Annotated in this window: 22 protein-coding genes, 1 pseudogene and 1 riboswitch; of the genes and pseudogenes, 8 read left to right on the forward strand and 15 right to left on the reverse strand. The window is 63.8% G+C overall.

Going from position 1 to position 22,277, the window contains the following annotated elements:
- Positions 1-276, reverse strand: a 276-nt coding sequence (locus GPT34_RS16450; protein WP_291014782.1) for a hypothetical protein, incomplete at its 3' end; no start/stop codon positions are given.
- A 1,613-nt stretch (positions 277-1,889) separates the two neighbouring features.
- Between GPT34_RS16450 and GPT34_RS16455 the strand changes: the two are divergent.
- From GPT34_RS16455 to GPT34_RS16465, 3 genes and pseudogenes are all read left to right on the forward strand, one after another.
- Positions 1,890-2,552 (forward strand): annotated as a pseudogene (locus GPT34_RS16455) (IS3 family transposase); the annotation flags it as partial.
- 102 nt (positions 2,553-2,654) lie between these two features.
- Positions 2,655-2,822, forward strand: a riboswitch (yybP-ykoY riboswitch).
- A gap of 13 nt (positions 2,823-2,835) precedes the next feature.
- Positions 2,836-3,408: a TMEM165/GDT1 family protein gene (locus tag GPT34_RS16460; protein ID WP_291014821.1), complete on the forward strand. Its 573-nt coding sequence runs from the start codon at positions 2,836-2,838 to the stop codon at positions 3,406-3,408.
- 212 nt (positions 3,409-3,620) lie between these two features.
- Positions 3,621-4,772: a zinc-binding dehydrogenase gene (locus GPT34_RS16465; protein WP_291014783.1), complete on the forward strand. Its 1,152-nt coding sequence runs from the start codon at positions 3,621-3,623 to the stop codon at positions 4,770-4,772.
- A gap of 554 nt (positions 4,773-5,326) precedes the next feature.
- On the opposite strand, the gene GPT34_RS16470 is transcribed toward GPT34_RS16465, so the two are convergent.
- The 4 genes from GPT34_RS16470 to GPT34_RS16485 form a co-directional block, all read right to left on the reverse strand.
- A complete protein-coding gene (locus tag GPT34_RS16470; RefSeq protein ID WP_291014785.1) occupies positions 5,327-6,073 on the reverse strand; it encodes a hypothetical protein in 747 nt (248 codons plus the stop codon).
- A 235-nt stretch (positions 6,074-6,308) separates the two neighbouring features.
- Positions 6,309-6,608, reverse strand: coding sequence for an acylphosphatase (locus tag GPT34_RS16475; protein ID WP_291014787.1), 300 nt, complete (start codon positions 6,606-6,608; stop codon positions 6,309-6,311).
- A complete protein-coding gene (locus GPT34_RS16480; RefSeq protein ID WP_291014789.1) occupies positions 6,605-6,814 on the reverse strand; it encodes a heavy metal-associated domain-containing protein in 210 nt (69 codons plus the stop codon). Before GPT34_RS16480 ends, GPT34_RS16475 begins: the two co-directional genes overlap by 4 nt.
- Positions 6,815-6,844: 30 nt before the next feature.
- On the reverse strand, positions 6,845-7,273 hold the full coding sequence (locus GPT34_RS16485; protein WP_291014791.1) for an FKBP-type peptidyl-prolyl cis-trans isomerase: 429 nt from the start codon (positions 7,271-7,273) through the stop codon (positions 6,845-6,847).
- A 184-nt stretch (positions 7,274-7,457) separates the two neighbouring features.
- On the opposite strand from GPT34_RS16485, the gene GPT34_RS16490 reads away from it, so the two are divergent.
- Together GPT34_RS16490 and GPT34_RS16495 are read left to right on the forward strand one after the other, a co-directional pair.
- Positions 7,458-7,709: a DUF3297 family protein gene (locus tag GPT34_RS16490; RefSeq protein WP_291014793.1), complete on the forward strand. Its 252-nt coding sequence runs from the start codon at positions 7,458-7,460 to the stop codon at positions 7,707-7,709.
- Between the two features lie 270 nt (positions 7,710-7,979).
- Positions 7,980-8,642 (forward strand): NAD(P)H-dependent oxidoreductase, encoded by a 663-nt coding sequence (locus GPT34_RS16495; RefSeq protein WP_291014795.1) that lies wholly within the window; start codon positions 7,980-7,982, stop codon positions 8,640-8,642.
- A gap of 134 nt (positions 8,643-8,776) precedes the next feature.
- On the opposite strand, the gene GPT34_RS16500 is transcribed toward GPT34_RS16495, so the two are convergent.
- From GPT34_RS16500 to GPT34_RS16510, 3 genes are all read right to left on the reverse strand, one after another.
- Positions 8,777-9,088, reverse strand: coding sequence for a hypothetical protein (locus tag GPT34_RS16500; protein ID WP_291014797.1), 312 nt, complete (start codon positions 9,086-9,088; stop codon positions 8,777-8,779).
- A gap of 109 nt (positions 9,089-9,197) precedes the next feature.
- Positions 9,198-10,709: a protein adenylyltransferase SelO family protein gene (locus GPT34_RS16505; RefSeq protein ID WP_291014799.1), complete on the reverse strand. Its 1,512-nt coding sequence runs from the start codon at positions 10,707-10,709 to the stop codon at positions 9,198-9,200.
- Positions 10,710-10,719: 10 nt separating this feature from the next.
- A complete protein-coding gene (locus GPT34_RS16510) occupies positions 10,720-11,082 on the reverse strand; it encodes an MOSC domain-containing protein (RefSeq protein ID WP_291014801.1) in 363 nt (120 codons plus the stop codon).
- Between the two features lie 157 nt (positions 11,083-11,239).
- Here GPT34_RS16510 and GPT34_RS16515 point away from each other — a divergent pair, with 157 nt between their 5' ends.
- Positions 11,240-11,878 (forward strand): 3'-5' exonuclease, encoded by a 639-nt coding sequence (locus GPT34_RS16515; protein WP_291014803.1) that lies wholly within the window; start codon positions 11,240-11,242, stop codon positions 11,876-11,878.
- Here the strand turns inward: GPT34_RS16515 and GPT34_RS16520 are convergent.
- Positions 11,859-12,374 (reverse strand): hypothetical protein, encoded by a 516-nt coding sequence (locus tag GPT34_RS16520; protein ID WP_291014805.1) that lies wholly within the window; start codon positions 12,372-12,374, stop codon positions 11,859-11,861. The two genes, GPT34_RS16515 and GPT34_RS16520, sit on opposite strands and share 20 nt — an antisense overlap.
- 144 nt (positions 12,375-12,518) lie before the next feature.
- Here GPT34_RS16520 and GPT34_RS16525 point away from each other — a divergent pair, with 144 nt between their 5' ends.
- The gene (locus GPT34_RS16525) at positions 12,519-13,613 is read left to right on the forward strand and encodes a 3-deoxy-7-phosphoheptulonate synthase (protein ID WP_291014807.1); all 1,095 of its coding nucleotides are present in this window, start codon (positions 12,519-12,521) and stop codon (positions 13,611-13,613) included.
- A gap of 108 nt (positions 13,614-13,721) precedes the next feature.
- Here GPT34_RS16525 and infA read toward each other — a convergent pair whose 3' ends face one another.
- From infA to GPT34_RS16540, 3 genes are all read right to left on the reverse strand, one after another.
- Positions 13,722-13,976, reverse strand: a complete 255-nt coding sequence (infA, locus tag GPT34_RS16530; RefSeq protein ID WP_056265133.1) for a translation initiation factor IF-1 — start codon at positions 13,974-13,976, stop codon at positions 13,722-13,724.
- Positions 13,977-13,993: 17 nt separating this feature from the next.
- Entirely contained in the window at positions 13,994-14,269 is a 276-nt protein-coding gene (locus GPT34_RS16535; RefSeq protein WP_291014809.1) for a hypothetical protein, read from the reverse strand.
- A gap of 559 nt (positions 14,270-14,828) precedes the next feature.
- On the reverse strand, positions 14,829-16,532 hold the full coding sequence (locus tag GPT34_RS16540) for an AarF/UbiB family protein (RefSeq protein WP_291014812.1): 1,704 nt from the start codon (positions 16,530-16,532) through the stop codon (positions 14,829-14,831).
- Between the two features lie 94 nt (positions 16,533-16,626).
- Here GPT34_RS16540 and GPT34_RS16545 point away from each other — a divergent pair, with 94 nt between their 5' ends.
- Entirely contained in the window at positions 16,627-17,586 is a 960-nt protein-coding gene (locus tag GPT34_RS16545) for a prenyltransferase (protein ID WP_291014814.1), read from the forward strand.
- 289 nt (positions 17,587-17,875) lie between these two features.
- Here GPT34_RS16545 and GPT34_RS16550 read toward each other — a convergent pair whose 3' ends face one another.
- The 3 genes from GPT34_RS16550 to GPT34_RS16560 all read right to left on the reverse strand — a co-directional run.
- Positions 17,876-20,554: a bifunctional acetate--CoA ligase family protein/GNAT family N-acetyltransferase gene (locus GPT34_RS16550; protein WP_291014816.1), complete on the reverse strand. Its 2,679-nt coding sequence runs from the start codon at positions 20,552-20,554 to the stop codon at positions 17,876-17,878.
- A gap of 116 nt (positions 20,555-20,670) precedes the next feature.
- Complete coding sequence (locus GPT34_RS16555; RefSeq protein WP_291014817.1) at positions 20,671-21,597, reverse strand: histone deacetylase family protein; 927 nt, start codon at positions 21,595-21,597, stop codon at positions 20,671-20,673.
- Between the two features lie 219 nt (positions 21,598-21,816).
- Positions 21,817-22,277: group II intron maturase-specific domain-containing protein (locus tag GPT34_RS16560; protein ID WP_291014819.1), on the reverse strand; the 461-nt coding region annotated here is incomplete at its 5' end.

A 22,277-nucleotide genomic window follows, 5' to 3' on the forward strand; every position in this document is an offset into this window, starting at 1 on the left:
TGAGACCTTCCAGCTCTGGCCTTCGTCGGTGCGCACGCTGGCGGTCTTCTTGTTCAGGCGCATCACGATGCCGTGCTTGACGCTGCCATCGCTGGCTGTGAACTGGACCCGGTCTCCCTCAGCGAACTGTGCCAGCTCCACCGTGCTCTTAGCCTGGGCCAGCAGGTTCAGGCGCTCGACCACCATGCGGTTGAGATAGAGCAGGTCCTCCTCTCCCATGTGACGCAGGGCCTGCGTGAACAACTCGCGATCCAGAATGGTTTGCTTGGAACTCATCATCGGTGCAAATCTCGACCGCCTGACGGTGGCGGTGCACCGCAAGTCTATGGGAGCCAGCGCACTCCCCAGGTTGGAGTGATGACCATCAACAACCGTCATGTGCAAGATGGGTTGGCCATCCGCTTACGTTTCACCTCCTTCAGCAAGGGGTGGATAGCCGTTGAGGATGGTGTCGACCGGGGTCGTCCACGCCGTCGTGGCTTAGCAGATTCGTCTGCGCCTGCGATGGCGAAGGCGAAGGCGAAGGCCTCCATCTTCTTTGCAGTTCGTTCTGTGGTCCCAAGACCTGTTCCAGGACGCCAGCTTGTAACATCCCCGTTTCGAGTAGGAGGTAGGACAGGGCGCTCCGGGGCTCTGCCCAGCTCGTGCTGAGTCCAGTAGCCTGGAGATGGCCGAGGAACACGAAGCTCTGTGCACACCCGAGCCATGTAGCTGGATGAAACGCCAAAGTCCTCAGCAATCCTGAGCATGGGCTTTGCCCAAACGAGGCGGTAAAGCTCTTCACGCGATATGGGGTCTGCTCCAAGACCCATGCCATTGCGCTCTAGCGGTACACCAGTGGCTTCATCTTGCATGTCCTCCCCCCGTTGCTGAAACCGCCAGCGACACCACGTCGCAGCGCAGTTCATCGGTTCAAAGGGTAAGCCAGAATCCATGCGGTGGCTGCGCTCGCGTTGAAATCGGCAAGCCGGGAAAAACCTTCGCCGGCTGGGTAGAAAGTGCCAGAATTGAGGCGTTACGCGACCAGCATGAAGCCGTCGTCGGCGCGCGCACGGGTGTCGAAGGGATACCTAGGCACATGCTAGATTCCATTTTAGGGTGCGATACAAAAATGGGGCGGCCCCGACCGGACTGGCTAAGCACGCGAGGTGCGGCAGCCATTGCCACTAAGCTAATGTTGTGACCCCTAATTCCCTTGGTACAGAGTGAACGGGAGACCGGAAACCCCATGAAGTCGGGCCAGAAACAAATGAGACTTTGCACCGCTGGAGTTTTTTCTCCCCTTTTGCTTCAACCCGTCTCAGGTTATGGGTTTGATACGCGCGCAAGTCGTTGTGGCGTAAGGGGGTGGCTTCTTGCCTTATGACTCCACCTACATTTTTGTGTTGCCAAGCGTTCGCCCAGGCTGAGCACATAGTCCAGCGGTGACACCCATAGTTCAACGGTGACAAACGGGACGAGCTGCAAATTGTTGAGTCGGCCTGGCACTTTTGACAGGTCCACCCAATGACAAAGACCTACAGCCCTTGTGACGCGACCGCACGGCATAGTCCAACAGTGACGCCTGATTGCTCGATATCCCCTGGTCCAAGGTTGACACTGCACGGTTCAACGGTGACGCACGGCACTTTTGACAGGACAGGTCGTTGACAAGGGCGTCACCGTTGGACTATGCCGCGCAGTAACGGCCTGGCCGCTAGGCTTCAACGGCGTCTCCAAATCACCACGAGGCACTCGTGATCTGGTTCCTCAAGTCAAGATGTCACTCTTGAGCTGTGCTGCCAAGCGTTCGCCCAGGCTGAGCACATAGTCCAACGGTGACGCCTGGTCGAGCTGCCGTTTCTTGAGCCCACCTGGCACTTTTGACAGGTCCGCCCATTAAGAGGGGCTTGACTCGGCAGTGCGTCACCATATCCGAGAAGGTCGTACAACGATTGATGAAACAAGAATGCTTGGTCGTTGCCAAGCCGAAGCGGCGTCGCTACGGCTCCTATCTGGGGGAAATCAATCCAGCGCCACAGAACCTCATCAATCGCGACTTCCGCGCAATGGCCCCGAACGAGAATTGGCTCACCGACATCACAGAGTTCCAGATCCCATCCGGCAAGGTATACCTGTCGCCCATCATCGACTGCTTCGATGGCTTGGCCATCAGTTCGACAATTGGGACGCATCCCTACGCTGAACTCGTCAACACGATGCTCGATGCTGCCATCGAAACGGTGGTCGATACCAACGACCGGCCCGTCGTCCACTCCGATCGTGGTGCCCACTATTGCTTGCTAGGCTGGCTCTCGCGGATCGGAGATGCGAAGTTCATTCCCTCGATGTCGCGCAAGGGTTGCTCGCCTGACAATGCGGCGTGCGAAGGTTTCTTCGGACGGCTAAAGCCCGAGCTGTTCTACCCTCGGGACTGGAGGACCATAACCATTGAGCAGTTCATTGAGGTAGTTGATTCCTACATCCGCTGGGACAACGAAAAGCGGATCAAGATCTCCCTTGGCTCTTTCAGCCCCATCGAATACCGGAAGAGTCTTGGACTTACAGCTTAAACTCTGTCCAAGTAAACGTCCGCATCCCCAGCTGGTCAAGATTCCATCGGCGCCAACACTCAGATGACCGGGTAGATCTTCAGGAGCCCTTCGAGATACTGGTCACTCGTCACTGGGGAGTAGCCGCCCTGCGCAATGCAGGGGCTCGCGTCAACACACTTGGCCGCACTGGCCATGGAGCGAGTAGCCCAAAGCCTGGCAAGACCTTTGACCACACAGCCTCAGGTGCGGGCCGGCGGTGTTGTGCGGTCATCGGCATGTCGCCGGCCCGTTGGAGATCCTCTTGGAAGCATTCCTCGTGTCCACCGGCGTCGTGGCGCTCGGTGAGATGGGCGATAAGACTCAATTGCTGGCCATCGTGTTGGCGGCAACATTTCGCAAACCCCTGCCCATCATTGCAGGCATCCTGGTTGCCACGCTGGCCAACCACGCGGCTGCGGGTGCGGTGGGTGTCTGGGTGGCACAGGCACTGGGCCCTGACATCCTTCGATGGACCATAGGCTTGTCGTTCCTGGCCATGGCCGGCTGGATGATGATTCCGGACAAGATCGACGACGACGCGGTGGGCGGCAAGCAGCGGTTCGGCGTCTTCGGCACCACCGTCGTCGCCTTCTTTCTCGCGGAGATGGGCGACAAGACGCAGATCGCCACAGTGGCGCTTGCAGCACGCTACCCTGACATCATTCAGGTGGTGCTGGGCACGACCTTCGGAATGATGCTGGCCAACGTGCCCGCGGTGTTCCTGGGCGACAAGATCGCCAGGAAGGTGTCGATGAAACTGGTCCACGGCATTGCAGCGGTCATCTTCGCTATCCTCGGCATGCTGACGCTGTTCAATGTTGGCAAGCTGTTCTGAAGGAGCGTCTGCGTGTGCAGGCTTTAACAAACCCACGTTGGTGGAGACCAGCGGGTCTAAGTCAGGCCACAGCCGTGGAGGTGTGACTGCCGCGGTGTATTCCAAATCCAGTACACCCCCATCCATCAAGACGTGACGCCCAAGAAAACCTTGCAGCAGCGACTGGACCACAACCAGACTCGTTGATCGCCTACAACCAACAAGGAGACATCATGACAACCTACATCCCGCGCACCAGCCTGCAACTGCGTTCATTGATTCGCGCCAGTGGCGAACTCGAGGTTTCGTTGCAAGAGGTACAGGTACCCGAGCCAGCTCCCGGCGAGGTGGTGGTGCGCATCGAAGCCACGCCCATCAATCCCTCGGACCTCGGCCTGCTGTTTGGCGCGGCCGACATTAGCACGGCCAAGGTAACGGGCACGCCAGAGCGCCCCGTGCTCACCGCCCGCGTGCCAGAGAAGCTGATGAAAGCCATGGCTGGCCGCGGCGACGAGTCGATGCCGGTGGGCAACGAAGGTGCTGGCGTGGTGATCAACGCCGGCAGCTCTCCGGCGGCGCAGGCGCTGCTGGGCAGAACGGTGGCGATGCTCGGCGGCGCGATGTACGCGCAGCACCGCACCATTTCGGTCGAACAGTGCCTGGTCCTTCCGCCAGGCACCACCCCAGCCGAAGGTGCTTCGTGTTTCGTGAATCCGCTGACCGCACTGGGCATGGTCGAGACCATGAAGCGAGAGGGGCACAAGGCGCTGGTGCACACAGCGGCCGCTTCGAACCTGGGGCAGATGCTCAACCGCATCTGCCTGAAAGATGGCATCGGGCTGGTCAACATCGTGCGCAAGCCCGAGCAGGCCGAACTGTTGCGCGAACAAGGCGCCAAGCATGTCTGCAGCACGGGTTCACCCGAATTCCTCGCCGAGCTGACCGACGCCCTGGCCGAAACCGGCGCCACCGTCGCCTTTGATGCCATCGGCGGCGGCAAGCTGCCCGGCCAGATCCTCACTTGCATGGAAGCGGCCATCAACCGCAATGCCAAGGAATACAGCCGCTACGGTTCGTCCGTGTACAAACAAGTCTACCTCTACGGGATGTTGGACCCGGCACCGACCGAGTTCAGCCGCAGCTTCGGCATGGCCTGGGGCATGGGCGGCTGGCTGTTGTTCCCCTTCCTGCAGAAGCTCGGTCCGGCAGAGGCGCTAAAGCTGCGCGAACGCGTCGCCGCCGAACTGAAAAGCACCTTCGCGAGCCACTACACGCGCACCGTGTCGCTGGCCGAGGCCTTGACGCCCGAGGCCATCGCGGTCTACGGCCAGCGCTCGACCGGCGCCAAGGTGTTGATCGACCCGAGTAAAGGCCTGACGATGTAGTTGGCTAGCCTCGGCGCTGATCAAAACCACGGCTTTTGTCCGCTTCGATCAAAGGCAAGACATTGCCTCAAAGATCACCAGCATCGGCAATTCCTTATGAACAATGCTCGCAAGTCATGGATCGAAATTGTGTGTTCCGACAGCTCTTTGGTCGCGCCCTCGTTGGTTTTGTAGCCGTGGCAGCCTGCGCAGTTGCGACTCGCGCTGACAGGACCTACATGGGCAACCAGAAAAGAACTGGGATTGGCGAATTGGTCGCAGTCGACGCTGCGCGCCGGATGGCATAGCGCTGCGTATGTGAGCGCAGTCGCTCATGAGTCAACGGGCGTCAGTCGCGGGAGGGCTCTTTCGATCATGAGCTGTGTTTCTGCATGGGCGGGCAAGAGGGCACGAAACCCCTCGTCAGGTCTTGCGCGCAAGCTCAGAAACATCATGGGTTGAGGTCCAGACCACGACGGGTATGGCGGTCGAATGCAAAACGCCCCAGGACTCGAAGAGGCTGGGGCGTTTCAAACGATTGGACGTTGGCCAGAAGCCACCGCCTGTGGCGCGAATCAAGCGGCGCTGGCGGCGCTCTCGGCCTTGCGGGCCACGCGGCGCGCGGCGTTGGAGGTCCGGGTGGCGGTGTCAGCGACGGCTTTGCTCACGCGCTTGGTGATCTGCTTGCGCTTGGCCACAGCCTTGTTCACCTGCTGGGTGGCGGTCTTGGTGATCTTCTTGCGAGTGGCCGCGGCCTGGTCCACTTGCTGGCTGGCGGCCTTGGTGACCTTGCGGCGGGTGGCCGCAGCCTTGCGCGTGGAGGCGTTGAGCTTGCGGGTGGCCACTGCCTTGGCGGGCATGGTCTTGCCAGCCACGCGCTTGACGAGCTCCGTGGTGCCTTCTTCGAGGCGCTCGGCCACGCTGCTCAGCAGGGTCGCTGCGGGCATGGCCACGCGGGTCAGCTTGTCCAGCGCGTTCAGGTTGACACGGCTGTCCAGGCGCTTGGCGTTGGTGGCCACGAGGCTCACGCCTTTGGTGGCGAGGTCCACGGCCACACCCACGGCGCTCTGTGCGCGGTCGGTGCCGAGGCGCAGGCCTTTGACATAGAAGCCGCTCACGCGCTGCTGGTTGTCGATCAGGCTGGAACGGGTGCTCTTGCCCAGCGACGCTGCGCCGCGGCTCACGGCGGAAGCAAAGCGCTCGTCAAAGTAACCGATGACGCGCTCGCCACCGAAGCGGTAGCTGTTGATGACGTTGGTGGCGGCCATGCCGGAAGCTTCGATGACTTGTGTGGCGACGGTAGACAGGTTCTTGTTCGACATGGTGGACTCCAGGGGGGTTGATCGGGTTGACCCGGCTGGAGGATGGGCCGTTGGCTCACCCCCTTCAGACAGGCATGAGCGCAGTGTGTCGAAAAGCCCTAGGGGCGACACCTCAATTTCAGGGTTTTCCCTAGAGTCTGGTGCCTAAGTGGCTCCATGCCAACGCCCCGCTGAGGCTCGGGAGCGGCGAAGAGCCGGGTATGACCGAGCGTGCCCATGCAGGCAAGCCAAGGCCTCAGGTGGCTCGCTGCTCAAACCCGTTGGGCACGGCCTCGCCGACCAGCGCCGTGACCGCCACGCCATCCACCTTCGCCAGAGCGGGGCCATGCTGCGCCCAGGCGATGATCGATTGCACTGGGGCGGCGGGGCCATGCACCACCGCTTCCACCGAGCCGTCGGGTCGGTTGCGAACCCAGCCGTGCACGTCCAGGCTTTTGGCGGCCTGCGCCATGCTCCAGCGGTAGCCCACGCCTTGCACGCGGCCAGTGATGCGCAGGTGGCGGGTGATGGCGCCAGAGGGAGGGCTGTCGCTCACAACACCTCGGCCTCGAAGCCGGCTTCCAGCAACTTGGCCGCGATGTCTTCGGGCGCGATCATGGCGGTGTGCTCCACCCAGGCGGTGTGGGCGGGCAGGTCCACGCCAGCCTGGTGCACGCAGGGCAGGTCTTGCAACTCGAACATGACGGCGCTGGCGTCTTCCTCGGTTTGCAAAGCGGGAATGCGCAGCCGGGTTTCGATCATGGTAGCGCCGCTCGATGCGTTAGGGCCTGTTCACTTGCCCTTGACAGCAAGCAGCTGCACCTGGAACTTCAACACGGTGTTGCCCGGAATCACGTTGGGAATGCCGCGCTCGCCGTAGGCGGTGGCGGGGGGGCAGGTGATGTCGGCCGTGTCGCCCACCTTCATTTCCTGCAAGGCCTGCGTCCAGCAGGGCACGACACGGTTGAGCGGAAAGCTGGTGGGCTCGCCGCGCTTGAACGAACTGTCAAACTCTTTGCCATCGGGCAGGGTGCCGCGGTAGTGCACCTGCACCGTGTCGGTCGCCAGCGGCTTGGCGCCAGCGCCGACAGCGGTCCATTTCAGGGCCACGCCCGAAGGCAAGACTTTGTCGGCAGGCAAGGCGGTGGCGGTTTGGGCATGGGCGGCGGAAACAGCGGCCAGGGCGGCGAACAAGGCGGCGGTGCGAAGGGTGGTGTTCATGGATCGGACTTCGGTGGGATGGCTGGCACAAGCGGGCCACGGGGTTCAACAGATTGCTGCTGTCACGAGCATAGCCGCACCCGGCAGACGGGGCAGCGCAAACAGCCAATCAGATCGGCGACACTCAGGTGCATTGCCAAGGAGAGCGCCCTGGCGCTCACTTCCATTCGATTCCAGCGACGCCATGACAGACACCACCCCCGACCGCCCCGCCTTGCCTGATCGCCTGTCCATCGACGAGCGCAGCCCGCACCATGTGGCGGCGGTATTTGCGCACGATGTGGGCATTCGCTTTAATGGCAAGGACCGGCTGGACGTGGTGGAGTACTGCGTCAGCGAAGGCTGGGTCCGGGTGCCGGCCGGCAAGACGCTGGACCGCAAGGGCAACCCGTTGCTGATCAAACTGACCGGGAAGGTCGAAGCGTTTTACCGTTGACTTGGCGGTGCCCGAACGGCGATACCCGGTTGGCGCCGCCGCGCTGACACCACACTGGGGCCAATCGCTAGCGCATCCGTCAGCGGGGCGTTGAGCCCAACTGCAAAGCCCCGCACGGCGCAGCCATGAGTGCTGGCGCACGGAGGCACGCAGCACGCACCCCCCCACAATCCTTTGGCAGTACGCAAGGCCAGCCCCCCAGGCTGGCTTTGTGGCTTTCTATTGGCCAACCGGCCTCGCACGATTCACTTTTTTGAACACACAAAGACCATGAGCGACCTTTCACAACCCAACCACCCCCCCATCCTGCTGGACAAGCTGCAGTGGCGCTACGCCGCCAAGAAGATGGACCCGACCAAGTCGGTGCCACAGGACAAAGTAGACCGTATTCTGGAAGCCGCCCGCCTAGCGCCCACCTCCAGCGGCCTGCAGCCGTTCGAGATCATTGTGGTGACCAGCCAGACCGTTCGCGAGCAGATCAAACCCGTGGCCTGGAACCAGGCGCAGATCACGGACGGCTCGCACCTGCTGGTGTTCGCCGCCTGGGACAACTACACGCCCGAGCGCATCAACCACATGTTCGACCTGACGAACGAACTGCGCGGTGGCACCAACGAGGGCTGGGAAGCCTATCGCCAGAAGCTGCTGGCCGCCTACCCCAAGCGCCCGGCGCAAGAAAACTTCGAGCACGCTGCGCGCCAGGCCTACATCGGCCTGGGCGCAGCGCTGATCGCTGCCTCGTTTGAAGAAGTAGACAGCACGCCCATGGAAGGTTTCGACCCCAAGGCAGTGGACGATATCCTGAAGCTGGGCGAGCGGGGTCTGCGCAGTGTGGCGCTGCTGCCGCTGGGTTACCGCGCAGCCGAAGGCGACTGGCTGGTGAACCTGAAAAAAGTGCGCCGCCCGCGCGAGCAGTTCATCACCGAGGTGTGATTCGTGCTGCGGGTCCGCTCAGCCGGCGAAGCTGGCTGGGCGGGGACGCTGAATCGGAGGGCGGGATGTGCCAGTAGGAGGGCGGCGATTGGCGATGAAGGTGCTGTAAACGGCCTGCGGTAAAGCGGTGCGGTTCAGGCCGCGGCTGGCGCGGGCGACCAGCCAGCTCGGCTGCTATTGGGAGCAGCCGCGGGCACAGTCCGTTCTTTCAGTGCTTCCAGATCGCAGATGAGCTGATCAATCTGCACCAAAAATGCCTCGCGGCTCTGGTGCGGGCTCTCGGTGATAAGCCTGGAAGCCTGTTCAGCCAGCACATCACGCCCCACCTCGCGCGCCCACCGGCGTACATCGCAGTATGCGACAAAGGCGAGCCGACCCAGATCGCCACGCTTGCGGGCGTGGTGAAGGTCGGCCAGCAGATCTTCCAGACCCCATTGACTGTTCATTTTGGGCTCCATGTTGCAGTGCAACACAGTTTGAGCCGCACCCTCGCCCAGTGTCAAGCGGTTCTGATGGGCGGCAACCTCTAAAAAGGAGCTCTGTAGGCAAGCAAATTCAGGTACCGCAGAAGGTGCGGTAGCCGGCCATGGCCTCGGCCGGTGCCGGTTCCTCGTAAGCGGTGAGTCCCTGGCGAGCATGAAACGGCTGCTGTAAAGCCGAGAGCAGGCGCTCGAACGGCGCCAGGTCGCCCTGCTCGACGGCGGCGCTCAGCGCCGCTTCCACGAGGTGGTTGCGCGGAATGTAGGCGGGGTTGGCCAGCCGCATCTGCTCGGCGCGTGCGGCCGCATCAATCTGGCCAGCGGCGCACCGCGCCTGCCACCGGGCAAGCCAGGCGTCGAATGCAGCCGCATCGGTGAACAGGCCGCGAAGGGGCTTGGCGTCGCCGGTGCGTGCAACCTCCGTGAGCTGGCGAAACGCCTGCGTGAAGTCCACGCGCTGGGCCTGCAGCAGATCCAGCCAGCCGTTCATCAGGGCCTCGTCTTCTGTTTGCTCGCCATCCAGCCCCAGTTTGCGCCGAAGCTCGGCTTGCCAGTGGTGCTGATAGCGCTCGGGAAAACCGTTGACGACCTCGGTGGCCAAGGCGACAGCGGTGTCAGCGTCTTCGTGCAGCAGCGGCAGCAGGGTTTCGGCCAGGCGCGCGAGGTTCCACTGCGCGATACCGGGCTGGTTGCCATAGGCATAGCGGCCCTGACGGTCGATGGAGCTGAAGACAGTGGCGGGATCGTAGGCGTCCATGAAGGCGCAGGGACCATAGTCGATGGTCTCGCCCGAGATGGTCATGTTGTCGGTGTTCATCACGCCGTGGATGAACCCCACGCCCATCCAGCGCGCGAGCAGCGCGGCCTGCCGCTCGGTGACGGCACGCAGCAGCGCCAGGTAGGGCTGGGGCTGATCGGCCAGGGTCGGGTCGTGGCGACCAATCGCATAGTCGGCCAGGGCCTTGAGCTGCTCGGGCGTGCCCCGAGTGGCGAAGAACTGGAAGGTGCCCACGCGCAGGTGGCTGGCGGCCACTCGGGTGAGCACCGCGCCGGGCAGGGCGCCGGCTTCGCGCAACACGGATTCGCCCGTGGCCACCGCCGCCAATGCGCGCGTGGTGGGAATGCCGAGCGCGTGCATGGCCTCACCCATCAGGTACTCGCGCAGCACCGGGCCGAGCGCGGCCTTGCCGTCGCCGCCGCGCGAAAACGGTGTGCGGCCAGAGCCTTTGAACGCGATGTCGCGCCGCTGACCATGGGTGTCGATGACTTCGCCGAGCAGCAGCGCGCGGCCGTCGCCCAGCTGCGGCGAGAAGCCACCGAACTGGTGGCCGGCGTAAGCTTGGGCGATGGGCGTGGCGCCAGCGGGCACCCGATTGCCTGAGAAGATCGCAACTCCAGCGGGGCCATCGAGCACATCGGCGTCCAAGCCCAGCTCGGTGGCCAAGGCGCGGTTGAACTTCACTAACACCGGCGCGGGCACCTGGGCGGCCTGCCAGGGCACAAAAAAGCCGTCGAGCGTGCGGGCGTAGCTATTGTCGAAGTGAAATCCGGCTTCAGCGGTGGAGGGGTCAGCGGTGTCGATGCTCATGGTGGAAGTGTCAGCCCTTGGTGGAGTCGCAGATGGCGGCAGGGTTTAGCAGCGGCCCCACGCGCAGCGCGTTGTAGCCTCCAGCGCCCAGCGCCGCTTCCATGCGCGAGCAGGGGTCGCAGGGGCCGGTGATCTCGATCAGCACCTCGTCGCCGATGTGCCAGGCGCAACGATTGGTAGCAAACGGCGAGCGCAGGGCCAGCAGGTTGATGCCGCTGACCACGAGGTTGCGGCGAAGCAGCGCAGGGTCGATCGCGCCGTGGCCAGTCCAGGCGGCAATGGTGGCCAGGTGCTCGGCCTGAAACAGTGTGATTTCTCGGCTGTGGCTGGCGCCCGGGCACCGCCTGCACCTGTAGCGCCGATTGCATGGCACCGGTGCGCCCGGTGCGCAGCCAGATGGCCGACACGCGCCCTGCGCGCGGATGGTGTGCGGTGAGGGCGCGCAAGGGGGAAGCGTGTTCAGGCGAGGCCATGACCCTAGTGTCGCCGCTGCGCTGAGCCTTGTAGCGTCTGACACAATGCCGGCCAGCATGAGCCGCATCGCCGTCATCGACTTTGAAACCACCGGCATCTCGCCTGCAGTGGGCGACCGCGCGACCGAACTCGCCATCGTGCTGCTGGAGCGCGGGCAAGTGGTGGACCGCTTTCAGAGCCTGATGAACGCCGGCGTTCACATCCCGGCCTTCATCACCCAGCTCACCGGCATCACCAACGCCATGGTGGCCAGCGCGCCGCGCGCGGAAACGGTGATGAGCGAAGCGGCGCGCTTTGTGGGCGACGCGCCCATGGTGGCGCACAACGCGTCGTTTGACCGCCGCTACTGGCAGGCCGAGCTGGCGCTGGCCGGGCTGGCCGCGCCGCAACCGTTTGCTTGCACGGTGATGCTCTCGCGCCGGCTCTACCCCGAGGCACCGAGCCACAAGCTGGGCGCGCTGGTGCAGCGCATGCGGCTTCCGCAAACCGGCGCGGCGCACCGCGCCATGGTCGATGCCGAGATGGCGGCGGCCTTGCTCACGCAGATGCAACACGACCTGCGCGTGCGCCACGGTGTGGCCGAACCTGACCACCGGTTTCTGATGGGGCTGCAAGCCTGCAGCCGGGCCGCGATGCCGCGCTGGCTGGCGCGTCAGGTCGCGGCTGCGGGAGCGCTCAGCGCAATGGCACCGTGAAGCGCATCAACAGCGTGGTGTCACGCGTGCCGCGCGGCGGCAGCAAGCCGAGGTTCACCCGGACCTGCTCGCCTTCGTACGCCGCCATCGGAAAGGTGGCCCAGGTAGTGCCAGCAGGCGAGCCAGGCATGTCTTTCATCACCCCCAGTGAGGCACCCAGGCGCCAGGCGCCCAGCGAGAGGGGTTGCCAGTTCAGGCTGGCGTGACCGCGGGTGCGAAACAGGCTGACGGCGGCGTCGTCCGAACGCAAGGTGAAATCCGGCGGGCTCAGGCGCCAGCTCCAGGTCGGGGCGGAGGGCAGGGCGGTCACCTGCATCCAGACCCATTCGCCGCGGCCACGAAATGGCAGCATGGCCGGGGCCGACAGCTGCAACGCGTCGGACCTCGAAAAGCGCAGGCCCGAAGGTGCTCCGCTCAGCTCCAGCGCCTGCACACCCGGTGCGCACGCCAGCAGCGTGGCCAGCATCGCTGCTGCCCTGCATGTGTCTGCTTGCATCATCACCTCCCGAATTGGAAACACCGGACGGCGATGGTGGATCGACCAGGCACCGCGATGTCCTGTCTGGAGATCGGCGGCGGGTGAAGCGCGCTTGAACGGTCATTTGTCAGACAATCCCTGAAATTGTCACGAGATGTCTTCATGAGCCCCCACGTTGCCAGCGCCAAGTCCTTATCCACCCACGACACCACCCGCATCGACGACACCCGCATCGGCGCGGTGCGCCCGCTGATCACGCCCGCCTTGCTGCAGGAATGGCTGCCGGCGCCTACCGAAACACAGGCGCTGGTGGAGCGCAGCCGCGCGGCGATTTCTGGCGTGCTGCACGGGCACGATGACCGGCTGGTGGTGGTGGTGGGGCCGTGCTCCATCCACGACCACGACCAGGCGATTGACTACGCGCAACGGCTCAAGCGGACGGCAGACGACCTGGCCGACGAGCTGATCATGGTCATGCGGGTGTATTTCGAGAAGCCGCGCACCACGGTGGGCTGGAAGGGCTACATCAACGACCCGCACCTGGATGGCAGCTTTGCGATCAACGAGGGGCTGGAGCTGGCGCGCCGGCTGTTGCTGGACGTGCTGGCCATCGGCCTGCCGGTGGGCACCGAGTTTCTGGACCTGCTCTCGCCGCAGTTCATCAGCGACCTGGTGAGCTGGGGCGCGATCGGCGCGCGGACGACCGAAAGCCAGAGCCACCGGCAGCTCGCCAGTGGCCTGTCGTGTCCGGTGGGATTCAAGAATGGCACCGACGGCGGGGTGAAGGTGGCGAGCGACGCGATCCAGGCCGCGAGCGCACAACACGCCTTCATGGGCATGACCAAGATGGGCCAGGCCGCCATCTTCGAGACGCGCGGCAATGCCGACTGCCACATCATCCTGCGCGGTGGCCCGCAGCCCAACTACAGCGCGGCCGATGTGAACGCGGCCTGCGCCCTGCTCCAATCAACCGGGCTGCGCGAACAGGTGATGGTGGATGTGTCGCACGCCAACAGCAGCAAACAGCACCGCCGCCAGATCGAGGTGGCCGACGCCGTGGCGCAGCAGATCGCCGGTGGCGACGCGCGCATCGTGGGCGTGATGGTGGAGAGCCACTTGCAGGAGGGTCGGCAGGACATCGTGCCGGGTGAGGCGCTCAAGCCGGGAGTGAGCGTCACCGACGCCTGCATCGGCTGGGAGCAGACACTTCCCGTGCTGCAGGGCCTGGCGGCTGCGGTGCGCGCCAGGCGTGGTTGAAGGGCATTCACGGCGCGCTGTGGGCGCAGCCTGAAGCCATCACCGGCGCAGGATGGCCGGTGGATGGCGGCCGGGGCAAGTGAATGCCTCAGCCGCCGGGTTCAATACTCAGCGCGGCTTGCGCGGCACCATAGGGCCGCGGCCTTCGATGTGGCGGAAGTTGATCCGGCCTTTTGTGAGGTCATAGGGCGAGAGCTCGAGCGAAACACGATCACCCGCAAGGATGCGAATGTGGTTCTTCTTCATCTTGCCGGCGGAGTAGGCAATCAGCTGGTGACCGTTGTCCAGCGTCACGCGAAAACGCGTGTCGGGCAGCACCTCGTTGACGATGCCCATCATGTCGATCAGTTCTTCTTTGGCCATATATGGCTCCTTCAGGTTCAGAGACGGATAGGGTTGGACGGCGAAAGCGCCGCACAGGGGTAGGGTTGCTGACCGCGCGCACGCTGCGTGGCGTTCACCCAGTCGACGCCTTGCGCCACCGCATAGCGGGCCGCGGCGTCAAAGGTGGGGAAATCGTCCACGAAACGCATCACGCGGTCAGTGCAGGCGCTGCCTGAGCCACTAGCGATGGACACCTGGGAGGCGAAACGACCGCCGGGAAGGGCACGAGGGCAAGCGGCAATGCGGTACTTGCCCAGAGACAGGGAAGACAAACGCGGGGTAGCAGAAACAGAAATCGGTTGAATCATCAAAAACATCGGATGGCGAGGCGCTGCAGCGGTTGACGCTGGCTGGCGCTGAGGCCTGAAAAAACACATGGGCAGCCCCTGGGTGCCGGGTGCCCGACTGACTTGGCCGAACGGGGCGTGGCCGATCAGGGCCAGACCTCGCGCGGTGACCAGCCCATGGCAGCGGACCGGACAACAGCAGGGAGAACAGCCACCTCACTGTGAAAGAGCAGGTGACTCGCGCCATGGTGGGGCTGGATCGGCGACCCCTCTGCCAGGGGCGGCGTGCCATTGCAACAAGGCAAAAACACGGCCAATCGCCCAAGGCGAATTCCTTAATGTACCACCATGCGGAATATTTCGCCAGCCTCAACACCGCAAAGCAAACTGGCGATCCCTGGCTTTGTGTCGTTGTGTGCGAATCCAGTCCTGCATTTGGGCAAATTGGGGTTGTCTGGCCATCACGTCCCAGTGATTGATCTGCAAGGCCAGGGAGGTGCACTCGGCAGTCCTTTAAGCGTTGTCGTTCAATTCACCAAGTGTCTCAGGCGCCCGGCTCCACATCGCGCCCACGGCTGCTGCGCCAGATCGCCCGCACCAGCCACAGCCCGCCGACAAACGCGCTCGCAAAGCCCACCAGGCCAAACGCCGGCAAGCCGAACAGAGTAGGGCCACCCTGCACCGTCATGACGATGCTGGAGCCGATGATGAGCGCGGCTATCACCAGCGCCATGGTCAGGCGGTTGGCCGCCCGGTCGATCTGGTCGCCCACGCGCTTGAGGTGGGCCAACTCAATGCCCACCTGTACCCGGCCCCGGCGGGCATTGCGCAACAGGCGCGAGACATCGTGTGGCAGCTGCTCGGCCACAGCCAGGGTGCGGCGCAGGGTTTTCCAGCCGCGCTTGGCCACCGCGCGCGGCCGGTAACGGGCACGCACCACGCGCTGAAGCATGGGCAGAGCCTCGGTCGTCATGTGAAAGCCTGGGTCCAGCCCGCGACCCATGCCCTCCAGGGTGATGAAGGCCTTGATGAGCAAGGCCATGTCCGAGGGCAGGGCCAGGTGGTGGTCGCGCAGCAGCGCGGTCACGTCGGCCAGCATCTGGCCTAGGTTGAGCTGGGCCAGCGGCACGCCGTGGTACTGGTCAACGAAGGTCTCGATCTCGGTTTCGAGCATCGACAGGTTGATGCCGTGGTCGTCGCCGGTCCAGTCCAGCAGCACATCGGCCACCGCCTGAGCATGACGTTCGACCAGTCCGAGCAGCAGATTGAGCAGCTCCTCGCGCCGGCGCTCCGAGAGTCGGCCGACCATGCCGAAGTCGATGAAGGCGATGCGGTTGCCATCCAGGTAAAAGACATTACCCGGGTGCGGGTCGGCGTGGAAAAAGCCGTCTTCGACGATCATCTTGAGCACCGCCTGGCAACCCCGCTGGGCCAGCAGCGCGCGGTTCATGCCACGCGCGTCCAGCTCGGCCAGTGCATGGCCTGGCACACCACCGACGAAGTCCTGCACATTGACACGCTCGTGCGTCAGCGACCAATGCACCCGCGGCACCACGATCCAGGGTAGGCTGGCCAGGTTGGCCGCGATCCGCTCGGCGCTGCGACACTCGCTGGCCAGATCCAGCTCCCGACGCAAAGAATGCGACAGCTCGCGCACGATTTGCTGCAGACGATAGGGCCGCAGGTTAGGCAGCTCAGTATCAGCCACCACCGCCAGCCGGGCGAGCAATCGAAGATCGGCCTCGATGGTGTCGCCCACACCAGGGCGCCGGATTTTCACCACCACCTCGGTGCCGTCGTGCAATTGTGCGCGGTGCACCTGGGCGATTGAGGCCGCAGCCAACGGCTCGGCATCGAATCGCGCAAAAACAGCTTCAGGCTCGCCACCCAGATCCTCACGCAGCTGGGGTCGCAGGCTGTCCAGCGGCACCGCGGGCACGTGGCTGTGCAGTTTTTCGAATTCAGCGATCCATTCCGGAGCAAACAGGTCTGCCCGGCCGGCGAGGATCTGCCCGAGCTTGACAAAGGTGGGGCCTAATTCTTCAATCGCCAGCCGAACCTGTACCGGCGGCTCCAGTCGAGCCAGATCGGCGGCGTGGTTCCAGCGCAAGGCATGGCCGGCGCGCTCCAGACTGTCGGCCAGGCCGAGTCGGCGCACCGTGTCACCAAAACCGTGACGGATGAGCACGCCCAGGATGGTGTTGAGCCGACCCAGATCGCGGGCCGCGCCCAGCGTTTCGAACAACATGACCGCATGATAGGCCCGCTGCAGGCACCTATCATGCGACGCCCTGCGATTTCGCAAAGCGTTGCGAGGACTCACCCGCCAAACTGATCAAGTTATGAATGCACCGCCCAACGCCGATTCGGCGCAGCGCACTAGCTGGGTACAAGTCCAGCTTTGGTGGCGCATGACACGCCCCGGGTTTTTACTGCTCACGGTGGTGGCCTGCGCACTGGGCACAGCGACCGCCGCCGCCTGTGGTTGCGGACTGGACGTATCCCTGGCCGCTGCAGCCACGGCGCTGGCTGTGTTGGCCCATGCAACCGGCAATGTGCTCAACGACCTACACGATGCGCGCAATGGTGCCGATGCGGCCAACACACAGGGCATCGCCCCGTTCACCGGCGGCTCGCGGCTGATCCAGACCGGTCAGGCCACCGAGCGGCAGACCGCCGAACTGGCCAAGGCTTTGCTGGTGTTTCTGGTGCCGGCAGGCTTGTGGCTGGCGGTGCAGGTCGGCAGCGGCCAGGTGCTGTTGCTTGGCGCAGCCGGTCTAGCTCTCGCTTGGGCCTATTCCGCGCCACCGCTGCGCCTGATGTCGCGTGGGCTCGGCGAGCTTGCTGTGGCACTGGTCTGGTTTCTGGTGGTGATCGGTGCCGACCTGGTGCAGCGCCAGCAATGGTTTCCAATTCCAGCGAGCGTGGCGCTGAGTTTTTCTGGGCTGGTGGCCGCGTTGTTGCTGATCAATGGTTTTCCCGACGCCGAGGCCGACGCTCGAGTGGGCAAGAAGACCCTGGTGGTTCAGCTAGGACCTGCCACAGCCAGCCTTCTGTACCTGGCCTTGGTTGTGAGCACCCACTTGTGGCTAGGGCTCAGTGTGATGTGGCTGATTCCACCGGCCGAGGCACTCTGGGGTCTGGTGTCAGCTCCGCTGTCGCTAACGGCAGCGACCTTGCTCTGGCGGCACAGACACCAACCGCAACGCCTGCGGCTGGCACTGCGGCTGTCGGTGATGGCTGTGCTCGTGCACGGCCTGGCCATGACGGCGGGCTTCGCCTGGCTGGGATGGAACCGGTGAGAGCGATCCACTCGGCAGGACAAGGTTGTGTGTAACTTTTGAACAAGCACCTGGTTATCCACAGACCCAACGGGATTGGCCGATTTATCCCCAATCACAACATCGAGCAAAAGGGTGCTTTGAACAGGGTTAGCCGAGACGCAAGTACCTGTCAGTCATTGACAAAAGGGACTTGTCCACAGTAACCGGGACCCTCTACTGCTACTACTAATCTGTATTAAAGAGATAGAGACATAAGAGAGCAAAACAGAAAAAGTCCAAAAGAACCGCCTGCCCGCACCACCTGATCTCACAACACGTGGCTGACCAGCTTGAAATCGGGATCGTCGGGAAACGGCTTGATCACAAATCCCAGACCCTTCATCAACTTGAGCATGCCAGGGTTGTTGGCCAGCACCAGACCCTCGATTTCATCCAGCCCTTTGTCGCGGGCTTCTTCCATGATGCTCATCATCAGCCGCGAGCCCAGGCCCTTGCCGTTGAAGTCGTCGGCCACCACCAGCGAGAACTCGCAGCTGGCGTGATCGGGGTTGGTGATGTAGCGCGACACGCCCACGATGCGTTCGATCTCTTGTGTCTCACCCTGCTCACTGGTCTTGCTTTCGCGGTGGATGGCCACTAGGGCCATCTCGCGGTCGTAGTCGATCAGGGTCAGGCGTGACAGCAAGGCCGGTGGCAGCTCTCTGAGCGATGACACGAAGCGGAAATAGCGGCTCTCGGCGGAGAGGTTCTGCACCAACTCCTGCAGCATCTGGGCGTCGTCCGGATGGATGGGTCGGATGGTGTATTCGCCGCCACCGCGCATGGGCCAGATCTGCTCGTAGTGCGCCGGGTAGGGCAGGATGGCCAGGTGGGCGTAGTTGCGCGCAGAGGCCGGCGCGTTGTCGATCACGATGCGGGCATCGACCGCGACCGCACCGGATTCGTCGACGATGATGGGGTTGATGTCCATCTCGCGCAGCTGAGGCAGCTCACAGGCCATTTCCGACACGCGTAGCAGCACATGCTCCAGCGCATCGCGATCGACCGCTGTAGCGCCTCTCCACGCGTCCAGGGTCTCGTTGACACGCGAACGCTCGATCAGGCGGCGCGCCAGGAACAGGTTGAGCGGCGGCAGCGCCATAGCGCGGTCGTTAATGAGTTCGATCATGGTGCCGCCGGCGCCGAAGGCGATCACCGGGCCGAACGGGTCGTCGGTCACTAGACCGATGTACAGCTCGCGGCCGCGCTTGTTACGCGCCATTTTCTGGATCGTTACGCCGTTAATGCGGGCACCCGGCTGCAGTTTGCTCACTGCCTGAATCATGGTGTTGTAGACATCGCGCACGCCGACCGCGTTCATTACGTTGAGTGCCACGCCATTGACGTCACTCTTGTGGTTGATGTCGGGCGAGTCGATCTTGAGCGCCACGGGATAGCCGAGCTGGGTGGCGATCATCATTGCTTCGTTAGCGGTGCGCGCCAGAATGGTCTGGGTCACCGGGATGTGGAAGGCCGACAGCAAGGCCTTGGATTCCATCTCTGTCAGCACCTTGCGCCGCTCGGTCAATACGTTTTCAATCAGCAGGCGCGCGCCTTCCAGATCGGGCTTGGCCAGCGTGGACAACGGTGGTGGTGTCTGCTGCAGCAGCTGCTGGTTCTGGTAGAAGCTGGCGATGTTGCCGAACGCGCCGACGGCGGCCTCGGGCGTGCGAAAGCTCGGGATGTTGGCCTGGAACAGCACCTCGCGCGCTTCACCCACCGAGGCGTCGCCCATCCAGCAGCACAGCAGCGGTTTACTCAGGCGGCCATTGATGTCGCCAATGGCGCGCGCGATGCCGGCGGCGTCCACGCCCGCTTTGGGTGAATGCACCACCAGCACACCATCGATCGCGGGATCGTGACCCGCGGCATCGATGGCGGTGCGGTAGTGCTCGGCGTTTGCTTCTTCGGACAGGTCGATGAGATCGCTGAGCGAAGCCAGGGGCGGCAGCTGGGTGCGCAGTTCGGCGGCGCTGGTGGCAGAGAGCTTAGCCAGCTGTAGCCCGATCTCGCTCACCCAGTCGGCTGCTAGCACACCCGGGCCACCGCCATTGGTGATGATGGCCAGGCGCTTGCCTACCGGTCGGTAGCGCGAGGCCAGGCATTTGGCAGCCGAGAACAGCTCGACAAACGAGCGCACCCGCACCGCACCTGCGCGGCGCAGGGCGGCTTCGAACACCTCGTCACTGCCGACGATCGCGCCGCTGTGGGTCTGTGCGGCCTCGTTGCCTGCTTGCTTGCGGCCCGCCTTGAGCACGACCACGGGTTTCGCGTTGGCGGCGGCGCGCAACGCGCTCATGAAGCGGCGCGCGTTGGAAATGCCTTCCATGTAGACCACGATGCTATGGGTCTGGGCATCTGAAGCCAGGAAGTCCAGCACTTGTGCCAGGTCGACAGCGGTGTTGGGACCGAGCGAGACCACGGTGGAAAAACCGACCGAGTTCTGCTTCGCCCAGTCGAGGATGGACGAAGTGAGCGCACCTGATTGCGACACCAGCGCCAGCGGCCCGGGGGTGGAGAGGGGGCCTGTGACGCTGGCGTTGAGGCCCAGGCGCGGGCGCTGGAAGCCCATGCTGTTGGGACCCAGCAGCTGCATGCCATGGCGGCGGGCCACTCGGTGCAGCTCGGCTGCCACATCGAGCGGGATGCCGCTGCTGACCACCAGCGCAGCACGGCACTTGATGCGGCCCGCCACTTCCAGCGCTTCGATCGCCTCGGCTGAGGGTAGGGCGATGATGGCTAGGTCGGCCCGGGTCTGGGCAAGATCGGCCAGGGTGCCAGTGGTGTGGATGTCCAGGAAAACCAGCACACCCTGGTAGCGCTGTGAGGTCAGGGCGTCGACCAGTGCCTTCGCCTGGCTGGTCTGCTGAGCCGGGTCCTGGGACTTGCCTGCAAAAACGGCAATGGTCTCAGGCTGGAAGAGAGGGGTGAGGTAGTGTTTGTCCATCGGGGAAAGTCCTGAAACCGGTGTGGCCCCCAGTGTCGCAGCAAGGCGTGGTCATGCCGTGCAGGCCTGCGGCCCATGCCCGCGGCCAACGGGGAACAGCGTAAAGCTTTGCGAGGTCAATCTGCACCGATCAGCACGCGCACGTGTGCAGCCACGCTGCGGGCCAGGGGACTGAGCACATACCCACCTTCCAAACAGGAAACCACGCGGCCCTGGCAGTACTGGTTGGCGACCCGCATTAGCTGGCGGGTGACCCATTCGTAGTCTGCTTCGACCAGGCCCAGGTTGCCCATGTCGTCTTCCCGGTGGGCATCGAAGCCGGCCGAGATGTAGATAAGCTGCGGCGCAAACGCATCGAGGGCGGGCAGCCAGTGCTGGGTGACCGCTTCTCGAAAAGCGTCGCTGCCGCTGCGGGTGGGCAGGCCGATGTTGACCATGTTGTTGCCCACCGCCGATTCGCCGTTGAACGGGTACAGGCCCTTTTCAAAGATTGAACACATGAGCACCCGCTCGTCGCCGCGCAAGATGTCTTCGCTACCGTTGCCGTGGTGCACGTCGAAGTCGATTAGCGCCACGCGCGCCAGACCGTGTACATCCAGCGCATGGCGGATACCGACTGCCACGTTGTTGAAGAAGCAGAAGCCCATGGCAGCGCTGCGCTCGGCGTGGTGGCCGGGCGGACGCACGCTGCAGAAGGCAGTCGACGCCTGCCCACCCAGCACCAGATCGGTCGCTTCCACAGCCGCACCGGCTGCGCGCAAGGCCGCTTTGAGCGTGTGCGGGTTCATGTAGGTGTCGGGGTCGACGGCGTGCAGGCCCTCTTTGGGCGCGGCGTCGATGAGTTCGTTCACGTAGTTCGAGGCGTGTGCGCGACCCAGTTGGGCCAGGGTGGCCAGCGGCGCGTCGTAGGGCACCATATAGTCCAGCAAGCCCTTGACCAGCAGGTGGTCGTTGATAGCACCCAGGCGCTCTGGGCATTCGGGGTGATGGGCGCCCATCTCGTGACGGGCGCAGTCGGCGTGGGTGATGTAGGCGGACAGCATGGTCGGTTGTCTCCGTCGTGTTCTGGCTGATGCTGGTGAGACCCCAAGGCCTCCCAGAGAACAATCTAGACCCGAATGCTGACGGCCCCTTGACCTGCGGCAAACTGGTGCCACGAGCGAGTTGCGCAGGCTGCTTCCACACGTCAAAATCGAGTAGGGTGAGGGGTTACCCCCTCAGCCCTCTCACACCACCGTACGTGCGGTTCCGCATACGGCGGTTCAAGCAGAACGCTGGAGATGCTGGTGGGTTGCCACCAGCGAGACCAGTCCGAGTTGCGAGAAGTATTTCGGCGGCAGCGCTGCGATCATGTGCTTGGCCCCGGCATTCCACCAAGGCCCACGCCCGTTGACGCTGGACTTCCATGCGCGCTGGGCGTCAAGCCCGTGGGCGCGCAGTTTCACCTCCCGCGTTTTCGGTCGCTTCCACTGTCGCCAGACGATGCTGCGCAGTCTGCGCCGCAGCCAAGTATCAAGCTCCGCGATGGGACGCCGACTTTGGGTCAGGCTGAAGTAATTCATCCATCCCCGCAGCACCGGGTTCATCGATTCGATGATCTGGGGCAGTGACCTGCCCCGGCCTGGGCGGCACAGCTCGCGGATACGATCTTTCAGGCGCTCAATGCTCTGCTTGGCAATGCGGATTTTGCTGGCGTGTTGCCCCGTGACGCTGTACCCCAGGA

Source organism: Hydrogenophaga sp. (assembly GCF_011390835.1).
In the GTDB taxonomy this organism is placed as follows: Bacteria; Pseudomonadota; Gammaproteobacteria; order Burkholderiales; family Burkholderiaceae_C; genus Hydrogenophaga.

Bases quoted from the DNA above. Each gene is read 5' to 3' on its own strand.
- GPT34_RS16465 (WP_291014783.1), top strand. From the start codon at position 3,621: ATGACAACCTACATCCCGCGCACCAGCCTGCAACTGCGTTCATTGATT.
- GPT34_RS16470 (WP_291014785.1), bottom strand. From the start codon at position 6,073: ATGTCGAACAAGAACCTGTCTACCGTCGCCACACAAGTCATCGAAGCT.
- GPT34_RS16480 (WP_291014789.1), bottom strand. From the start codon at position 6,814: ATGATCGAAACCCGGCTGCGCATTCCCGCTTTGCAAACCGAGGAAGAC.
- GPT34_RS16485 (WP_291014791.1), bottom strand. From the start codon at position 7,273: ATGAACACCACCCTTCGCACCGCCGCCTTGTTCGCCGCCCTGGCCGCT.
- GPT34_RS16490 (WP_291014793.1), top strand. From the start codon at position 7,458: ATGACAGACACCACCCCCGACCGCCCCGCCTTGCCTGATCGCCTGTCC.
- GPT34_RS16495 (WP_291014795.1), top strand. From the start codon at position 7,980: ATGAGCGACCTTTCACAACCCAACCACCCCCCCATCCTGCTGGACAAG.
- GPT34_RS16500 (WP_291014797.1), bottom strand. From the start codon at position 9,088: ATGAACAGTCAATGGGGTCTGGAAGATCTGCTGGCCGACCTTCACCAC.
- GPT34_RS16505 (WP_291014799.1), bottom strand. From the start codon at position 10,709: ATGAGCATCGACACCGCTGACCCCTCCACCGCTGAAGCCGGATTTCAC.
- GPT34_RS16515 (WP_291014803.1), top strand. From the start codon at position 11,240: ATGAGCCGCATCGCCGTCATCGACTTTGAAACCACCGGCATCTCGCCT.
- GPT34_RS16520 (WP_291014805.1), bottom strand. From the start codon at position 12,374: ATGCAAGCAGACACATGCAGGGCAGCAGCGATGCTGGCCACGCTGCTG.
- GPT34_RS16525 (WP_291014807.1), top strand. From the start codon at position 12,519: ATGAGCCCCCACGTTGCCAGCGCCAAGTCCTTATCCACCCACGACACC.
- infA (WP_056265133.1), bottom strand. From the start codon at position 13,976: ATGGCCAAAGAAGAACTGATCGACATGATGGGCATCGTCAACGAGGTG.
- GPT34_RS16540 (WP_291014812.1), bottom strand. From the start codon at position 16,532: ATGTTGTTCGAAACGCTGGGCGCGGCCCGCGATCTGGGTCGGCTCAAC.
- GPT34_RS16545 (WP_291014814.1), top strand. From the start codon at position 16,627: ATGAATGCACCGCCCAACGCCGATTCGGCGCAGCGCACTAGCTGGGTA.
- GPT34_RS16550 (WP_291014816.1), bottom strand. From the start codon at position 20,554: ATGGACAAACACTACCTCACCCCTCTCTTCCAGCCTGAGACCATTGCC.
- GPT34_RS16555 (WP_291014817.1), bottom strand. From the start codon at position 21,597: ATGCTGTCCGCCTACATCACCCACGCCGACTGCGCCCGTCACGAGATG.